16 protein-coding genes are annotated in these 18,741 nt (G+C 37.8%); 8 read left to right on the forward strand and 8 right to left on the reverse strand.

The features are described 5' to 3' along the window. Window positions 1-138: 138 nt before the first annotated feature. Window positions 139-1,368 carry an ABC transporter permease gene (locus tag FW768_RS21645; RefSeq protein ID WP_153399117.1) on the reverse strand — a complete coding sequence of 410 codons (1,230 nt, stop codon included), beginning with the start codon at window positions 1,366-1,368 and terminating at the stop codon, window positions 139-141. 4 nt (window positions 1,369-1,372) lie between these two features. Here FW768_RS21645 and FW768_RS21650 point away from each other — a divergent pair, with 4 nt between their 5' ends. Next, the gene (locus tag FW768_RS21650) at window positions 1,373-2,569 is read left to right on the forward strand and encodes an exo-beta-N-acetylmuramidase NamZ family protein (RefSeq protein ID WP_153399119.1); all 1,197 of its coding nucleotides are present in this window, start codon (window positions 1,373-1,375) and stop codon (window positions 2,567-2,569) included. A 204-nt stretch (window positions 2,570-2,773) separates the two neighbouring features. On the opposite strand, the gene FW768_RS21655 is transcribed toward FW768_RS21650, so the two are convergent. The 6 genes from FW768_RS21655 to FW768_RS21680 all read right to left on the reverse strand — a co-directional run bounded on the left by FW768_RS21655 (window position 2,774) and on the right by FW768_RS21680 (window position 6,993). Continuing rightward, a complete protein-coding gene (locus FW768_RS21655) occupies window positions 2,774-2,980 on the reverse strand; it encodes a hypothetical protein (RefSeq protein WP_153399120.1) in 207 nt (68 codons plus the stop codon). A gap of 5 nt (window positions 2,981-2,985) precedes the next feature. Continuing rightward, window positions 2,986-3,615, reverse strand: coding sequence for a DUF3575 domain-containing protein (locus FW768_RS21660; RefSeq protein WP_231128768.1), 630 nt, complete (start codon window positions 3,613-3,615; stop codon window positions 2,986-2,988). Window positions 3,616-3,620: 5 nt separating this feature from the next. After that, complete coding sequence (locus FW768_RS21665) at window positions 3,621-4,796, reverse strand: thioredoxin family protein (protein ID WP_153399122.1); 1,176 nt, start codon at window positions 4,794-4,796, stop codon at window positions 3,621-3,623. Between the two features lie 163 nt (window positions 4,797-4,959). Beyond that, window positions 4,960-5,655, reverse strand: coding sequence for an alpha/beta hydrolase (locus tag FW768_RS21670; protein WP_153399125.1), 696 nt, complete (start codon window positions 5,653-5,655; stop codon window positions 4,960-4,962). Window positions 5,656-5,715: 60 nt separating this feature from the next. After that, window positions 5,716-6,300, reverse strand: coding sequence for a Crp/Fnr family transcriptional regulator (locus FW768_RS21675; protein WP_153399128.1), 585 nt, complete (start codon window positions 6,298-6,300; stop codon window positions 5,716-5,718). 153 nt (window positions 6,301-6,453) lie between these two features. Then, window positions 6,454-6,993: a GNAT family N-acetyltransferase gene (locus tag FW768_RS21680; RefSeq protein WP_153399131.1), complete on the reverse strand. Its 540-nt coding sequence runs from the start codon at window positions 6,991-6,993 to the stop codon at window positions 6,454-6,456. 275 nt (window positions 6,994-7,268) lie between these two features. On the opposite strand from FW768_RS21680, the gene FW768_RS21685 reads away from it, so the two are divergent. From FW768_RS21685 to FW768_RS21705, 5 genes are all read left to right on the forward strand, one after another. Further along, window positions 7,269-8,864 carry a histidine kinase gene (locus FW768_RS21685; protein WP_231128769.1) on the forward strand — a complete coding sequence of 532 codons (1,596 nt, stop codon included), beginning with the start codon at window positions 7,269-7,271 and terminating at the stop codon, window positions 8,862-8,864. A gap of 103 nt (window positions 8,865-8,967) precedes the next feature. Beyond that, window positions 8,968-11,550, forward strand: a complete 2,583-nt coding sequence (locus FW768_RS21690; protein ID WP_153399134.1) for a zinc-dependent metalloprotease — start codon at window positions 8,968-8,970, stop codon at window positions 11,548-11,550. A 6-nt stretch (window positions 11,551-11,556) separates the two neighbouring features. Next, on the forward strand, window positions 11,557-14,892 hold the full coding sequence (locus FW768_RS21695) for a SusC/RagA family TonB-linked outer membrane protein (RefSeq protein ID WP_153399137.1): 3,336 nt from the start codon (window positions 11,557-11,559) through the stop codon (window positions 14,890-14,892). Window positions 14,893-14,904: 12 nt separating this feature from the next. Then, on the forward strand, window positions 14,905-16,224 hold the full coding sequence (locus tag FW768_RS21700) for a RagB/SusD family nutrient uptake outer membrane protein (protein ID WP_153399140.1): 1,320 nt from the start codon (window positions 14,905-14,907) through the stop codon (window positions 16,222-16,224). Between the two features lie 74 nt (window positions 16,225-16,298). After that, entirely contained in the window at window positions 16,299-17,063 is a 765-nt protein-coding gene (locus tag FW768_RS21705) for a LytR/AlgR family response regulator transcription factor (protein ID WP_153399142.1), read from the forward strand. A 31-nt stretch (window positions 17,064-17,094) separates the two neighbouring features. Here FW768_RS21705 and FW768_RS23875 read toward each other — a convergent pair whose 3' ends face one another. Beyond that, window positions 17,095-17,226 carry a hypothetical protein gene (locus FW768_RS23875; RefSeq protein WP_262885786.1) on the reverse strand — a complete coding sequence of 44 codons (132 nt, stop codon included), beginning with the start codon at window positions 17,224-17,226 and terminating at the stop codon, window positions 17,095-17,097. Between the two features lie 41 nt (window positions 17,227-17,267). On the opposite strand from FW768_RS23875, the gene FW768_RS21710 reads away from it, so the two are divergent. Together FW768_RS21710 and FW768_RS21715 are read left to right on the forward strand one after the other, a co-directional pair. Beyond that, on the forward strand, window positions 17,268-18,191 hold the full coding sequence (locus tag FW768_RS21710; RefSeq protein ID WP_153399145.1) for a hypothetical protein: 924 nt from the start codon (window positions 17,268-17,270) through the stop codon (window positions 18,189-18,191). Then, window positions 18,188-18,724, forward strand: coding sequence for a hypothetical protein (locus tag FW768_RS21715; protein WP_153399148.1), 537 nt, complete (start codon window positions 18,188-18,190; stop codon window positions 18,722-18,724). The genes FW768_RS21710 and FW768_RS21715 overlap by 4 nt, the downstream gene beginning before the upstream one ends. Window positions 18,725-18,741: the final 17 nt, after the last annotated feature.

Consider the following 18,741-nt stretch of genomic DNA (forward strand, 5'->3'; position numbering starts at 1 on the left):
CGGTTGCAAAGATAAGGCTTTAAAAATTAGCCACGTAATTTGGTAGAAATGATTTATAAAAAGTGAATGATTAATTATTAGTGGTGAATTTTTTACTGTGAATCATTAATAAGATAGCAGAGAATTCACTATTCATCCTTAATTATATTTAATCACTTTCACTGGTGAAATCTTACTGATCAGATAACTCGGAATAATCAGAGCCAGTCCGGAAATAAGAAGAATTCCTAATGAAATGGAGATAATGGCGATAGGGTTAAGATCTACCGGAACCGTGCTTACATAATAATTCTCAGGATTAAGCTTGATTACCCCAAAAAATTTCTGAATCAGAATAAGTCCAAGACCAATGGCATTTCCATAGAGAAGTCCTGGAATCATAATAATCAGGGTGTAATTGATGAAGGTTGCTCTGATCTGAGCATTGCTCGCTCCCAGTGTTTTAAGAAGCCCGATTGAATTGGTCCTTTCGATGATCAAAATTAAAAGAACCATGATGATGTTGATCACCACTACCACGAGCATAATGATAATGATAAGGGCAATATTCGTATCAAATATACTGATCCAGTCATTGATCTGAGGGTATTTCTCAGTTGCTTTTTCTGCATAATTTTTATAGCCGATAAGCTTTTCAATCTCCGGAAAATCTTTATCAATATCATTGACGTTTTTCAGGAAAATATCAATTCCGCCCACTTCATCCGGTTTCATTTCCTGTATTCTTCGAACGTGATTGATTCCTCCAATAACGAACTGATCATCAATCATTTTTATGTCAGTTTTGTAAATTCCGATAATTCTGAATTTACGATAGATTGGTTTCTGATCCGCTTTTGAAAATATAGTTACGATACTGTCGTTCACTTTAAGGTGAAGGTCATTCGCAACTTTTTGTGATATGGTAACATCATTGTTGAAGCCTTTTTCCGTTACCGTTGGAGTTGTTCCGGCTATAAGGAATTTTTTAAATCTCAGGCTGTCAAAATCTTTGCCGACTCCTTTAAAAATGATTCCTGCAAAACTATGCTCGTTCCGCATAATTCCGGTAACCGTAGCATATTTCTGAACGCTTTCCACATCGGGAAGCTCCTTGATCTTTTGAATATTAAGTCCCTGATTATCTAAAATAGAGGTGTTATAAGAGGAATTTGATCTTGTAGACCGCAAAGTAATATGGCCGCTGAAATCTGCCAGTCTCTCTTTAATGGCTTTCTTTGAACCGAAACCGGTAGCTACGGTAATTAAAGAAACAATGATTCCCAAAGCTACAGAAAGCCTGCCGATGAAGATGATAACCCTTGATAGGTTATTTTTGTTATCTTTGGAAAACGCTATTTTTCTAGAGAAATATAAAGGAAATTTCAAGCTTATGAATTTAGATTTCAAAATTAAAAATTTACTTCTGATTTGCCTAATTTTTTTGGGAGTATTCAATCAATATTATTCTCAGAGCCAAGATCAAACAGATTTTAAAACAGGGGCCGATCAGCCGGAAGTTTATCTGCCGTTACTGAAAAATAAAACGATTGGTGTTGTGACGAATCAGACTGGACTGATGAGCGACAGAACCCATGTCGTAGATTTTCTGGTTAAAAATAATATTAAAATCAAAACGATTTTTGCACCGGAACATGGTTTCAGAGGAGATGCAGATGCCGGAGAAAAAGTAAAAAACGGAGTAGATGTGAAAACCGGAATTCCCATCATTTCTTTATATGGAAACAACAAGAAACCTAAACCTGAACAGTTGAAAGGAATTGATGTTGTTGTGTTTGATATCCAGGATGTTGGGGTGAGGTTTTACACTTATATTTCTACATTAGCCTACCTCATGGAAGCCGGAGCTGAAAATAATGTTGAGGTCATGGTACTGGATCGTCCCAATCCTCATGACGGGTATACAGACGGGCCTGTCTTAAGAAAAAAATGGTCAAGTTTTGTAGGAATGCACGAAGTTCCTGTAGTATATGGGCTGACGATAGGAGAATACGGTAAAATGGTAAATGGTGAAAGCTGGCTGAAAAATGGAGTTCAGGCAAAATACACCCTGATCCCGATGAAAAATTATCATAAAAAACAGCGGTATCCTATTTTAGATAAGCCTTCTCCCAACCTTCCGAATGATCAATCAATCAATCTGTACCCAAGCTTATGCTTTTTTGAAGGAACCCAGGTTTCTGCAGGAAGAGGAACAGATCTGCCGTTTCAGGTATACGGATCTCCGTGGACGCCGGAACTGCCTTATCAGTTTACTCCAAAACCTAATTTCGGGGCAAAAGATCCCTTCCTGAATGGGAAACTCTGCTATGGGGAAAACCTTTCAGAATACCCGAAAGATCTTCGGGAACTTAATCTCGAATGGCTTATGAAAGCTTATAAAAATTATAAAAATCCACAGCAGAATTTCTTTCTTGAAAATTTGTTTTTTGATAAACTGGCGGGAACAGATGAGTTCAGAAAACAGATTATTGCCGGAAAATCAATTCAGGAAATCAAAGCCTCCTGGAAAAATGATCTGGAAAAATTTGAAAAAATCCGTACCAAATATGTGGTGTATCAGGATTAATTAATTGAAGAAATTATAAAGTTGGAAGCTGGAAGAGGGATGCTGGAAGTTACTTTTAGTTATAGGTATTGAAAGCCACCAGAAAATCAAATTAAATAAAAGCAGATCAACATTTGCTCTTAATGACTTTCAAAAACTTCCTTCTTCCATCATCCAGCTTCAAACCTGCATCTATCAGATATTCTTATCCTGAACTTACGTTAATTAATCAAAGTTTTGTGGAGGCTTATTATCATTCTTACCTTTATTCAGAATGAAAAGTCCTACAGATAATCCGATAACTCCGGCAAAGGCTGTCATCAGGGCTCTTTCCATTTTGTCAGGCTGATTATTCCCGAGATAATTCATTAAAAAAAGGATCACAAAAGTGGTCACTGAAATGATAATATGATTTTTTCCGAACAGTTTCATGAAGATTATTTTATCTGGTAAGAAATCATAACACCTCCTCTATAAGGGATGATCTCGCCACTTTTATTATATTTTTGAGCCATATCGTAGCGTTTGCCACTTTCACGGTCGTATCCTTTGTAGAAATCCTGAGAGGTACCTATACCTGCATAGATGTCCATGTTCCAGCGGTCGGATAATTGAAATTGGTATCCTCCTGTAATACCAAATATAAGAGAATATCCCTTTTGATACATATTTGATCTAATGAAAGTTTCCCCTCTTTCATTACCATACAGATTATCATTCCAATAATCCCATTTCTGCAGAACAAATGCTGATGCAGCAATGTTAGCTCCTATATACCAATGGTTGAAAGCTTTGTTAAAATAATATCTTCCTTCTACCGAAACAGAATAATACTGCAGTTCATGTCCTGCAAATGATTTCCATGGAGAGACAAGAACATCTCCCTGAAGCGTATATTTTTCACTCAGCTGTTTCTCTGCGGCAATATTAATTACACCAATAGGAATAAGAACGGCATTGCCTTTCAGATATAATTTCTTTTCCTGTTCGGGTTCCTGCTCCTGGGCTGATAATGTTCCTATAGACAGGATTGCAAAGAGTCCGGCGAGAAATTTTTGTTTCATCATTAATTTTATTTTAGTTGATTTAGTAATTCATCTGCAAGGTTATAGTCTTTATGGGATTGAATGGCTATATTCTTTGACATGGTTGCATACGTCTTGGCCAACTGTTTATTTCCGGTCAGGAAGTAGAGTTTGGCCAGAATATAAGTGTTTTCAGAGGTTTCGCCCCGCATTACAGATTTCTCAGCCCATTCTGTGGCTTTCTTTAATGATGATGGCGTTTTTATGTGATCACTGAATACCCACGCAGCTCTTAGAAGCTCATTGGGATCATAGGCATCAGAATTTTTGTAATAATCCATAGCAGCTTTTTCAAACTCAGGATAGTTGGCATGCTGCTCATAATAGCTTAGCTTAGTCTGGTTAAGCTTAGACAGAGCAAGCTCTTTTCCTACCAACGGTTCAGCAGATTTCATGAAAAAATCCTCGTTGATCTTTTTATTTTTATCATCGATGGATTGTGCTAAGATTTTCGAGAGTTTTAGTTGGCTGTCGAATTCTTTGTAGGTATCTTCCGGAAGGTATTTTACAATATCGGATTTTCTTGATGAAAATGTTTTATAGTTGCTGTCTTCAGTAGACTTCAGAAAAAACAGAAGAAAACCTATTTCTTCTTTGGAAAGTTCTTCTGTAGCTTTTTTATTTTCAAAATATCTTTCAGATGCTTTTTTAGCGAAATCATAATCAGAGCTAGAGTTCAGCTTCATAATATTGATCAGAAATGCAGGATCTTTTTCACCTTTGGCAAAACGTTCTTTTAAAGAACCCTTTTTGTTGGAAGGAGAGTTGATATCCTGAGCCATAGCTACAAAAAGACCTTCTTCCATGTAGCCGGAATTCTGAGAAACCAGTTCACCTTCTCCATTTAAAAAAAGGTAAGTAGGATAGGAACGTACTCCAAATTTAGCCGCGATTTCCCTGCCTTCTCCCTTCTCCATATCGAATCTGGCATTAATGAAATTGGCATTATAATAATCTCCGACAGATTTTTGGGTAAAAACATTTTTCTCCATCATCTTGCAGGGTCCGCACCAGGCCGCATAAGCATCTATAAAGACCAGTTTTTTTTCTTTTTTGGCCTTGGCTATAATATCTTTAAACGGTAATTCCTGAAACTGGATGGCTTCCTGAGCCAGTATAATGACAGAACAAAAAACAAATATTCCGGAGATCAGTTTCTTCATTTTCAAATAAAATTTACAGGCGAAGATAGGTAATTTCCGAAATATAGGCAGTGAAATTGAGGAGGCAGAACTCTATATTAACTATTTTTAAGACTATCATTTTTGTTTTATAATAAAAAAACAGGCCTAAAGCCTGTTGATTATAGTAAGTTTAAAGCAAGTTTCAAGAAACTGCATTAACTGCTTCTTTGATCAGTTCTGTAATTTCCTTGGGATGAGTCGCTAATGAGGCATGGCTGGCATCCAGATGAATGATTTTTTTCGGATTCATTCTTTCTGCCATTTCTTTTTCTGTTTCAGGAGGGATCATACGGTCATTATCTGATACCTGATACCAGCTAGGTTTGGTTTTCCAGGCAGGTTCTCCGGCTTCTGCAGCAAAAATACTCCCGTGGATAGGCTTTTGAGATAAAGACATTACAACAGAATCTTCAGGATTTAAGTCCTGCGCAAAACTTTCATGGAATTTGTCATATTTTATCCATAAAAACCCTTTGGCATCCGGAACAATATTGGCTGCTCCTGAAGGTTGATCCCTGCGTCCGAAAATTCCTCCCAGACTTTCGCCTTTATCAGGTGCAAAAGCTGCAATATAAACAAGTCCTGCTACTTTATCATGATGACCGGCACCGGAAATTACAGCTCCTCCATAGGAATGTCCTACCAAAATAACTTTGCCTTCCTGCAGGTCAATCAGGTCCTTTGTTTTCTGAATATCGTCTTCCATAGACGTTAAAGGATTCTGTACGCTTCTTACGGTATATCCTTCATGGTGAAGGTTTTCAATAACATGTCTCCAGTGTGAGCCATCCCCCCATGCTCCGTGAACTAAAACGATCGTAACATTTTTATTTTCCATATACTTTAGATTTTGTACTACAAATTTAGGATGCTGATGGTGAAAAAATGTTCACTTTAGTTAACGTTTTAAAGTCCGGTTCCGGATTCGGCTTAAAGACTGAGGTTTTATCCCTAGATAACTGGCAATATGTTTCTGGGCAACCAGCTGAAAAATTTTTGGGTTTTCGGTGAGAAGTCTGTGGTATCTTTTTTCAGGTGAATAATAGAGAAGCTCTTCAATTCTTTTTTTGGCGTTCAGATAAATAACTTCTGTCATTTTTCTTCCGAACTCCTGCCAGTAGGCATCTTTCTGATACAGTTTCTGAAGATCATCTTTATGAAGCAGCAGAACCTCTGAATCTCTTACCGCTTTGATATTCATTTTTGAACGGGTGCTGCAAAGAATACTTTCATAATCCGTAAAAAAGTAATTGTCAAAATGAAACGTGAAATTAACGTCCTCACCATTTTCATTGAGGTAAAAGGTTCTCATAAATCCGGTTTTTAAAAAACCTAAATATTGACATTCATCACCCTCCTGCAGGAAAAAATCTGATTTTTTATAAACTGCTTCCTGCAGATAACCACAGAATTCTTCATAATGGGCTTCGTCAACCAAAAACAGAGGACCATATGTAGCGTATTCGTTGAGGATATTTTTCATTATAAATATTATTTCGCCATATCTATAATACTAAATTATTAAAAACTGACGAAAAAAAAGAAGTGAAAATCAAAAATAATAGACAGACCATAAGAACGGGGGTATACGATTCCTATACATTCTGTTTTGTGAAAGACTTCTCTTATGTATAATTTATTTACTTTGATACAAAATACAAGTTTTTAACCTTTCATCATCTCTTAATAACGGATGTTCAAATTCTTTCACTTTCTCCAATCCAATTTTTTTCATTACGGCCTCTGATTTTATATTAATTTTAGGAGCAATTGAATAAACTTTATCAATATTTAAATTTTTTTCAGCATATTCTAAACATCTTTTTGCTCCCTCTGTTGCAAACCCTTGATTCCATTCATTACATTTTATTCTCCAGCCAATATCAATACACTGAGTAAAATCTGCCTCATAATTTTGCTCACTAAGTCCTATAAAACCAATAAATTCTTTGTTTTCTAATTTTTCAACAGCAAAATAGCAAAATCCATTTTTTTTGAATTGAATTTTCATTTTTTCAATAAATTCAATTGTTTGATTTTTAGTTAAAAGAGTAGGAAAAAATTCCATAACTCTTGAATCTGAATTTATTTTATATAATTCTTCTACATCTTTTTCTTCCCAATTTCTAAAACCAAGTCGGGTAGAAGTGAATATATATTTCTGTTCTTTTGTCATTATTATATTTTCTGTAAACAAAGATATTAAACTCATTTCTACATGAAAGCGTAAAGGTATAAAAGGTTACAGCCGGTGTATCTTAGAGAAAACGGGTAGTAGTGTCAGAATATAGTCAGTTTTTTGATGTTTTTTATAAAAAATAGAATGATACTTTTAATTCACTTTATGGTCCTCAGATCTTTGTTATATTTTTGCAAACGAATTAATTATCTGTAAAAGAAATACTAAAAAGGGATAAAATTTCACCCGGATTTCTTTTAAAGAAAATAGCAATGCAGAAGAAATTGAACATTAACTTTAAACAAGCGCTCTCTCAAAAATCAGTTTACATCGCGGTATTGTCAGCCTGTATTATTGCGGTAACAGCTCTTGCTGTTCTCAGCTTTTTAATTACCAGAGATAGCCGGAAAAATACTGAAGATTTTGCCAGAAAAACCTTTGTCCGGAAATACGAGTCCGTAGAAAACGAATTCAAAAATATTGAAGATTATCAATATCTGCTCCGTGCGCTGATTCAGAAAGACGGGCTGAAAAACTATAAAGATTATTCTTCCGTTCTGAATGACCTGAACAAAAAACGGAACCTTCTGGCCTACAGCTGGTATTATTATGATAACAACAGTACAGGAAAGCCAGAGACCAATAGTCCTTTAACGGATATTTTCAGAAAAGCGGACAATGCAGACCGATCCATTACCATAAAAAACAACAGACCCGGGCATTTTAAAGACCTTCTGGTCACCCGTAAAGACAGCATGTACTGGATAAGCTATGATTCTCTTGCGCTGACAGGTAAAAACAGGCTGTATTATGGCTCTGCAGTGAGTTTAGATGATCTCCATCAGTACTTTATCAATGTAGATAAAAATTCTAATACGTATGCTTATGTTTTTACAAAAGAAGGCATCTGTATTACCCATCCTGAGAAGAAATATCTTGGGAAAAGTATTTTTGAATTTACAGATATTAAACCTAAAGATACTTTGTGTAGTACGGCTAAATCTGGATATACTCAGGGAACTGCCATTTCAGAATACCTTGGAGTAGAAGTAACCCGGTTTATCAAGCCGTTGAAAACAGATAATTTTGAAGGATACACCGTTGTTAATCATGTTAACTTCATCATCGATGAAAATATTTATAAGGTAAAAGCTTATACCACCTATATTTTCCTGGCGGCATTGTTTCTTATTGTCACTGTGTTTATTCTGTTTCAGAGATCTGTTAGGATAGCCTATAAGGAAAAAGAAAAAATACAGTCTGAAAAAAACCTGCTGCTGATTGAAAATGAGAAAATGCATAAAGCAGAAGTGTTGAACCAGCTTCGGCAGCTGAAAAATAATATCAATCCGCATTTTCTTTTCAATTCATTGAATTCCCTGTATATGCTGATCGGGATTAATAAAGATAGCGCACAGAAATTCACCATGAACCTTTCCAGGATCTACAGGTATCTTATTGTGCCTCCAAAAGAAAACAGGGTTCCCGTTGAGCAGGAAATTAATTTTATCCGGCAGTATATGGAACTTTTGAAAAGCAGGTTTGAAGAAGAGCTGACTTTTGAACTGAAGATTAATGCTCCGGAAAGCTTAGAAAAAAAGATTCCTTATTTATCCCTTCAGATCGTAACGGAGAATGCGATAAAACATAATATAGCTACCATAGATCATCCTCTGGAAATCATGATTATCGTTGAAGAAGAGGCGGTTATTGTAAAGAATACTTGGCAGCCGAAAACAGAGCCCGTAGAGGGCGAAAAGTTTGGGATTGATTATTTGAATCAAATTTATGATTATTTTAGGATTAATTCTCTTAATATTTCAGTTGATGGTGAATATTTCGTATGTTTTTTGCCTTTAATGAAGTGAAAATAAAAATCCATTCACTCCCGAAAAACTACCTTTCACTCCCTAACACTATATATAATATTGCTTTACCTTATAGCTTTGCCGGCTAAATCTACTATTTGGAATGAATCGGACTATTTTAATGAAGAACTACAGACTGGCTCTGTATCTGGGACTTGCTATGGCATCGCCGGCAGTACTGGCACAGAAAAAAGATTCTGTAAAAACAGATAAAGAAAAAACGGAGAAAACCGATGTTTCTTCAAAGAAAACAAAAAAAATTGAAGACCTGATTAAAAAAGGAACCTTCAAAAAAGGGCTTTTTAATACCATTCAGGTAAAAACGGATGTTTATTTTGAAATTCCCGACAGCCTTATGGGACGTCAGTTCCTGGTGGTGAATAAACTGTCTCAGGTACCGATGCAGGTGAATGAGGCGGGATTAAATAAGGGAATGAACTATGAAAACAAGATCATCTCTTTTCACCGTGATAATGTAGCCAAAAAAGTTTGGGTGAAAACCTCAGACGTAAAAGTATCATCTCCTAAAAACGACGCGATCACAAAATCTGTAAAAGATAACTTTTCAGAATCTGTGATTGAGGTTTTTGATATTGAGGCCCAGAACAATGACTCTACTTCGGTAGCGATCAAAGTCAATAAGGTTTTTGATGGTAATCAGAAGAGTTTCAATGATGTGCTGGCCAATGTGGGGTTAGGAGGATCTGTGAAATCAAACCTTTCCTATATCGAAGGAGTGAAAACCTTTCCTCAGAATCTTGTGGTGAAATCCCAGTTGACCACTTCTGTGAATGAAGGTGGGGTAGATCTGCCTGTGACATTGGGGGTGACCACTAATCTTGTGTTGCTTTCCAAAATCCCTATGAAACCAAGAGTCTCCGATCAGAGAGTCGGTTTCTTTAGTGAAAAGCATTGGGCATTCAATGACCGTCAGCAAAAAATGGATGAGAAATTCTTCATTACCAGATGGAATTTAGAACCTAAAGATGAAGACAAAGAAAAATATCTGAGGGGAGAGTTAGTAGAGCCGAAAAAACAGATCGTTTATTATATCGATCCCGCAACACCAAAACAATGGCGTGAAAAAATCATAGCAGGAGTGCATGACTGGCAGGCAGCCTTTGAGCAGGCAGGTTTTAAAAACGCGGTCATTGCTAAAATGCCGGATGAAAAAGATGAAGATTTTGACATTGATGACGTAAGATATTCGGTAATCACGTATGCTGCTTCTCCTAAGTCAAATGCAATGGGACCTTCGGTGGTAGACCCGAGAAGTGGGGAGATTATTGAAGCGGATATCATCTGGTGGCATAATGTAATGACTTCTCTTCAGGAATGGATGAGAATTCAGATAGGACCAATAGATCCGAAAGCGAGAGGAAATAAATTCAGTGACGAATATATGGGGGAAGCGATCCGTTTTGTATCGTCTCATGAAGTGGGGCATACGTTCGGATTAAAGCATAATATGGGATCTTCATTTGCATTTCCTGTAGAATCGCTCCGTTCAAAAGAGTTTACTGATAAAATGGGAGGAACAGCTCCTTCTATCATGGATTATGCCCGTTACAATTACGTAGCACAGCCGGAAGATGGCGTTACCGCGATCACTCCAAAAATCGGAATTTATGATAAATACGCTATAGAATGGGGTTACCGCTGGTATCCAGATGAGTTTTCCGAGAAAAAAGCCATCAGAAACTTAATCGAAAAGCACCAGGATGATCCATTGTATTTCTATGGTGAACAGCAAAGCTATCTGGAGACTATTGATCCGCGTTCGCAGTCTGAAGACCTTGGTGATGATGCGATGAAAGCCAGTGAATATGGATTGAAAAACCTGAAAATTGTTATCAATAATCTTTTACAATGGACTTATGAAGATGGTAAAGAGTATACGGATGCAGGTAAGCTGTATTTGGGAGCGATCGGGCAGTGGGACTTGTATACAGGTCATGTAATGGCAAATGTAGGAGGAATTTATCTGAACAATACGGTTTTCGGGAATAAGAAAAAAGCGTATGAAGCAGTTCCTGCCGAGACTCAGAAGAGAGCAGTTGATTATCTTGTGAAAAATGCCATCAACCTTCCGGAATGGCTGTTCTTTAATCCGATTTCAGAAAAAACATATCCTGTGAAGAATTCTCCGATGGGACCTTTCGAACAGACGCCTTATACGCTGGCAAGAGGAATGCAGTATGCCAATATTTATGCTCTGTTGATGGATGACAGGCTGCTCAGAATGCTTGAAAATGAACTGAAGCATGAAGTTTCAGGATCAAAAGAACAAATCTATACCGTTGAGAATCTATTTGACCAGATAAGAACTGCCATTTTCAGGAAAAAAGGAACACTGACTATTCTTGAAAAGATGACACAGAAGAACTATGTAGATGCACTGATTGTTTCTGTCAATAAATTATTTGAAAAAACAGCAGTAAAGGCATTGAAGACAGACCAAACGCTGAATATGCCGCTCATCTGTAATTTCCATGGTGAAGATCAAAATCTTAGGAATATTAATTATTCATCCATGAAAAGAGTATCTGAAGTAACCACTTACAAGAGAGCGGAACTACAGAAAGTGCTGGATCTGCTGAACAGGACCAGATATAAAGGAGATGATGCTTCAAGAGCTCATTACACAGACTTAATTATTCGTATTGAAGAGGCTTTAAATAAATAATCGGAAATGAAAAAAACTCTAATACTTTTACCTCTTTTGGCTGCTAATATTGCGCTGGCGCAGCAAAAGAAAACGATTACAGGTAAAGTTCAGGATGGCAGTACTTCACAAATCATTGCAGGAGCATCCATTAAAATTGAAACACAATCTGTTTCTTCCAAAACCAATCAGGATGGGATCATTGAAAGTGTTTCCATTGGTACCGTTACAGATAAAAACGGAAATTTTACTTTAGAAATTCCTACCGATACCAAGTCGGTATTGGTGAGCTATCTTGGCTATGAATCCAGACTGATTCAGATTGATGAAGACCAGACCAACTATAATATTTCATTAGCGCCGGCGGGTGAAGTTTCTGAAAAAAATAAAATTCAGGAAGTAATTATTACCGGATATCAGAAGATTGAAAAACGTAAGCAGACCTCAGCGGTTTCTACAGTGAAGATGGACGCGATCAGCCAGTCCGGGGTTGCCAGTGTTGACCAGATGCTGGCCGGGCAGATTGCCGGGGTAGTGGTGACTCCTGAAACAGGATCTCCGGGAGGTCCTGCAAAGATCAGAATTCGTGGAACGGCTTCTTTGTCCGGTCCGCAGGATCCGTTATGGGTAATTGACGGACTTCCGCTGGAGGGAAACGATGTTCCCAATTTCAGCGATAAAGATAATATCGATCAGCTTCAGAACTTTTCTATTGCAGGCCTGAATCCTAATGATATTGAGGATATCACTATTCTTAAAGATGCGGCCGCCACTGCCATCTATGGAGCAAGAGCGGCTAACGGGGTGATTTCCATTACAACGAAAAAAGGGAAAAAAGGAAGCATGAAAGTGAATTTTTCAGCAGATACCTTTATTACATCTCGCCCTGACTTTGACAAGCTAAATCTTCTGAACGCTTCTGAAAAAGTAGACTTTGAGTTAATGCTTGCCAAACGTACTGACCTTACTTACCGTGCTGATAAAGGGGAAGTCATGAGAATTTTAACTAAAAATAACCAGCTTGATGCTTTCAGAAGCGGTGGTTTGGATGCGTTGAATTCTATGACACGCCAGCAGCTTGATGGTCTGAGAAACAGCAACACAGACTGGGGAAAATTGCTATACAGAAATGCAATCAATAAGCAGTATGGACTGAGTGTTTCCGGAGGAAGTGACCGTTCAGATTACTATTTCTCACTAGGGTATTTTGATGAAGAAGGAACAACTATCGGTACAGGTTTTAAACGGTATAACCTTACCTTAAAGAACAATTATAAATTAAGCGATAAGTTAAATGCAGGAATCTCTATTTTCGGGACACAGAGTGAGCGTTCATCGTTCATGACGGATGCTGATGCGGCGGCCAGCCCCATTAATTATTCAAGAAATGCCAATCCTTATCTGACACCTTACAATCCGGATGGTAGCTACAGATATGACCGGGATATAGATGGTTATGCAGATCAATATGTTCCTTTTAACTTCCTTGAGGAAAGAGAAAATACGGATTACACCCTTAAAAATCATTCCTTGAAAGGTATATTGGATCTTGAGTATAAAGTTTCAAAAAGCCTGAGGTTCACGTCACAGTTAGGTCTTCAGTATGACACCAATAAAACGGAGAAGTTTGCTGCTGAAAATACCTATTATACCAGAAAGATGAGAGAGGGAACCCGTTATTATAAAGATGGTGCCTTCCAATATTTCCTGCCTAAAGGAGGGGTAAAACAAAACTGGGATAATGAGTTTTTCCAATACAACTGGAAACTTCAGGGAACCTACAGCACAAAGATCAACTCGGTACATGAAATTGATGTGATGGCCGGAACAGAAATCCGTAAAACGAAAGACAATACTACGGTTACAAGAGCTTTCGGTTTTGACAGTCTTACCAAAACAGGTGTTCCGATCATTTTTCCGAATTCTAACTTTGCAGCAGATAAAAAATATGAAACGTACCGTGAAATGCCTGTCGCAGAAAACGCCTATGCTTCTATGTTTGCGACTGCATCCTATACTTTTGACCAGAAATATACCTTCTTCGGAAGTGTAAGATATGATGGAACTAATTTATTCGGAGTTAATAAAAAGTACAAATACCTGCCGATTTGGGCGGTTTCAGGATCATGGCTGGTATCGAAGGAAAATTTCATGAAGAATCTGAATGCCATTTCTAACCTTAGATTAAGAGCATCCTACGGTTTACAGGGAAATATTGACCGAAATACATCACCATTCTTTATTGGGGAATATAATAATGCTACCATTCTGCCGGGCGGAAAAGAAGATGTGATTAACGTGATCAGCCCTCCGAATGATAAACTTCGCTGGGAAAAAACAACCAATGTAAACCTTGGGCTGGATCTGGGCGTATTCCAGAACCGCATCAACCTTACCTTAGATGTCTACAGCAGAAAAGGGACAGATATGATCAGTATGAAAGAAACACCGCTTGAAACCGGATTCAATTATACGATGATGAACTGGGGAAGCCTTACCAATAAAGGTTTTGAACTGGCTTTATCCACAAGAAACATCAATAAGGATAACTTTAAATGGTCAACTACGATTAATTTCGCGCATAATAAGAGTGAAGTTCTTAGCGAGCAGCCTCGTGATAATGCTTTCCTTCCATCCAGAGAAGGTCTTCCTGTGAATGCTGTTTTTGCATTGAAAACAGCAGGAATGGATGAATACGGAAACCCGATGTTCTGGAAAGGAAATGAAAGAGTAAAAATCGCAGATTTCTTCAAGCTTTATGATGTATATGAAGAATTTCTTCCGGGCCAGCTTGTAGATTCTAAGCTTTCACAGGCAGAAATGAGAAGCCTTTTTACCTATATCGGGGATAGAGATCCAAAGTTTACAGGAGGTATTATCAACACCTTTAAAATCCATAATTTTGACTTTACCGTTTCTGCAGCTTTCAACTTCAAGCAGACGGTAATGAGATCACCTTCTTACCGGGGAATGGAACTGGATAGAGGTAGAAATTATACAAAAGATGTCTACGAAGCAGGAACAACACTTCCGGGAATTACAGGCTCCGAAATGGAAAACAATCCCGGCTGGATGGGGAATAAATGGCTGACGAGCAATCCTTCCAATGCCTACGGTCTGCTTGATATCTGGGCTAAAGAGATCAGCTATGTAAGAATAAGCAGCATCCGTTTAGGGTATACGCTTCCTAAAGAATTTACCGCTCCTATGGGCATCAGCAGTCTGAGATTGAGTGTTGAAGGCCGCAACCTGTTCGTATTCAGTAATGGGTATAAAGGGTATTTTGATCCGGAAACCTATGGTAATATTTATGCACAGCCTATTCCTAAATCAGTTACCGTAGGATTTAATGTTTCTTTTTAAAACTTGAAAAAAATGAAAAAAATAACAGCATGTATCGCATTGGCATTGATCAGCTTTACCAGCATAGGATGCGATCGATTTTTAGATATTCAGCCTGAAGGAAAAGTGATTCCGGTAACTGTTGAGGATTACAGAAAAGTACTTACCTCAGCCTATGCCAAATATCCGAGTCATAAATCTCTGACAGCCCTTCGTACAGATGAAACTTATCTGGATGAAACGTTGAATGAATTCAATGTATACCGTGAAATTGCCATGTGGAAAGACACCAACAACGATGCAGCAACGATGGAGTTTCCCTGGGTGAAGTTTTACTCCGTGGTATTCTATCTGAACCAGATCATCAACGAAGGAAGCAAGACAATGGCAGATTCTCCTGAAAAACAGCAGATTCTGGCAGAAGCGTATGCATTGCGTGCCTATACCTATTTTGATATGGTTAATTTATACGGAAAACCATACAATAACGCTACTGCATCTACAGACAGAGGAGTTCCGCTAAGTCTGGAAATTGATCTGGAAGCAGTCCTGAAGCCTTCTACCGTTCAGGAAGTTTACAATCAGGTTCATGCGGATATGGAAAAAGCGGAGGACTTAATGGTGGCAGAGAAGCAGCCTTTAGATATCAGCTATAGATTTTCAAAGATATCAGTGAATGCTCTTCAGGCAAGAATAGCCCTTTATCAGAGTGACTGGAATAAGGCGTTACAATATTCAGAGCAGGCTTTGTTAATGAAAGGAAGTCTTACGGATTTGAATACAACCAATACCTTACCCAATCATTACGCTTCAGCAGAAGCGATCATGGCTTTGGATGCTGTGTTTGACGATGCTGCCGGAAACTTATCATATGCTTCTCCGGAATTGATTTCAAAATTTAATACGGCTGCAGACAAAAGATTCGGAATTTATTTTGAAAAGAAGAATGATAAGTATAAAATCATCAAAAAAGGAACTGCAGATTTTAAAGTGTCTTTCAGAACGTCTGAATTGTATTTTATTAAATCCGAAGCATTATTAAAACTGAATAAACTTGATGAAGCTAAGCAAACCCTTCTTAAAGTGGCCAAAAACAGATATACTCCGGATGGCTATACCTCTGTTCAGAATACAATAACCCCGATGAATGCTGCAGAATTTATGAATTTCATCCAGGATGAAAGATTCAGAGAATTTACCGCAGAAGGACACCGTTGGTTTGATTTAAGAAGAGCCAATCAGAAAGAAATAAAACATACCGTGAGCGGTAAAGAGTATATTCTTCAGCAGAATGACCCGAGATATACCATAGAATATCCGATGAGTGCAAAGAAGAATAACCCCAACTTATAACATTTCATATTAACATCCCCTGAAACCGCTGGAGCTTAAACGTTCTAGCGGTTTTTTTGTACTTTTGTACCGTTATGAAAATTGCCATTATAGAAGATGAGCTCCTGGCTGTTAATTATCTGAAAAACCTTTTGGATAAACAGAACATCGTTCCTGTCACAGAGACCGTTATTCTTCGCTCAAAAAAACAGGCAATAGACTTTTTCAGTAAAGATTCTGCAGATCTTGTCTTTATGGATATCCATTTGGGAGACGGGATGAGCCTTGAAATTTTCGAGCATGTGGAACTTTTCACGCCGATCATTTTCATAACAGCCTTTGATGAATATGCGATGAGGGTTTTCAGGCATTTTACCATAGATTACCTTCTGAAACCTTTTGAAGAGGAAGACTTACATAAAGCTTTACAGAAATTCATTTCAATCAGAAATAATTTTGATCCCGAACCTCTCCTGAAATCCGTCTCAGCATTACAGCAGGATGGCAGCTCAGAAATGATGAAACGTTTTATGGTAAGAGAAGGAAATAAACTCAAATCAATACACGAGCACAATACTGCGTATTTTTTTGCTTCGGGAAAATACCTTTTTCTCACCACAATAGATCATCAGACCTATATTTTCGATGATACCATTAAAGATATCATCCAGAAGCTGAACCCGCAGGTTTTCTTCAAAGTGAACCGCAAATTCATCATCAACAAAAAAGCGGTTACCGAAATCATCAAACATTCAAGTCAGAAAGTAGAGCTGAAGCTTTCCCCGGAACCGGAAGTCAATACGGAAATATTTATCAGTAAGCCGCAGATTGCAGAATGCTTGAACTGGCTTAATTCTTAGGGAAAGGAAGCCAGAAGAGGGTAGCTGGAAGTTACTGTTCCGCGGAGTACTTTTTCTTGGCCTCCTGCAGAACATCATCCAACATGAAAATAAAAAACAGCCATCTGTTTTCCAGACTTTCATAACTTCCATCTTCCTGCATCCATCTTCCGTCCTTATCCAATATTTTTCGTATTTTTCTCCTCCTAAAACTAACATGAAATTATGAGAATGTACTTGCTGGCAGTCCTGTTGTTTTCTTCCCTGCTGTTTTCACAGAAAATCCAGCTGAAGAAAGACAAAATCCAGTTCAATGAAAAAGAAATAGGCATTCTGAAATCACCTTACCGCGATCATTTTGAGTTTTATACCTTAGCCAATGAAAAGGTTTTTGATGCCGATCTGAAAGGAGTTTCCCTGGCCAAAGAAGAAATTCTCTACTATCTGGATATGAAATCGGCAGATGGAAAGACCACGCAGATTCCTTATGAAGTGCTCATTACTTCTTTTAAACCGGATCGTATTGTTGCTCATCAACTGGCTGTAAAATATAAGCTTTTCAATGAAAATGGTTTTGATAAAGCTGAACTGGAAACATTCTTTACAACCCCAAGGGAAAATCTTGGCGACAAATACCTGAAAGCAAAAACAAGCAGTATTGCAGAAGATAATGAAAGAAAAAGCAGACTGGATAATATCAGAAACCTCTATAATCCTAGACTGGGATCAAAAGGAGAGATCCTGATCAATAACGGATCTTATCCGGCTAAGATCATTGGTTACTCCAGAGCATATAACTGCGTTGGGTTCAATAATACAGGGCCATGTCTGGAGGTAAGTGATCTTGATGGTATTAAAGTAGCAACGATGTATCAGACCCAGGGCATGAAAACCTATGCGGTAAGAACTTTTGATAATAATGAATTCACCTTTACAGCTTCCCGATCTTATGCGTCTTCAGATTATGCTTTTGTGAGTGAGTTTATAGCCAATCTCTTCATAGAAGGATATACACTGGAACATCAGGCTTATTATAAAAATGAAGAACTTCAGCAGGCTAAAGTGGATGATGCCATTAACAGGAGCATCAATTTATACGATGTACCAGGATATTTAGTCGAAAAATCCGGTAAAAAACAGAAGGAATGATCACCATCTGGTTTGAAATGCTGGATACGGAAAGAACCGGCCAGAAACTTCCCGAAGGTGGAGCCGATCTGTTCGGGCAAAGAGTAACTTTGAAAAAACAGCTTCCAGGAATGAGAAGCATGGCTACGAAAGTCTATGATGCAGATTCAGGCGTTCACTTCTGTGTTTCCCCGAACGGAAATGAAGAATGTTATTACGGACTGGATGTGAAAGGAGAGTTCATGAAAAAACTTCAGAATTATGGAAGTATGCATGGAAATAATGCCTATTTCTACAGACTTGTTGCCAGAGAAAATAGAATTATGCTGCTTCAGGATCCTGTTGAGCTTCACAAATATGTCATCAAAACAGACCTTCAGCCTAAAGGGCAGATGCTCGATAACAGATCCAACGACAAACTTTCTGAAAAGCTGGCCGATTATCTCAAAGACTGTAAAAGCCTTTCCGATCAGCTGAAAAAAGAAAGCCTGGATCTTAAGAACGAAGAAAACCTGCTCCACGTCATTTCAGAATACGGTAAATGTAAAAAATAACATACTTTTCCTTACTA

Origin of the sequence: Chryseobacterium vaccae (assembly GCF_009602705.1) — a bacterium.
In the GTDB taxonomy this organism is placed as follows: Bacteria; Bacteroidota; Bacteroidia; order Flavobacteriales; family Weeksellaceae; genus Chryseobacterium; species Chryseobacterium vaccae.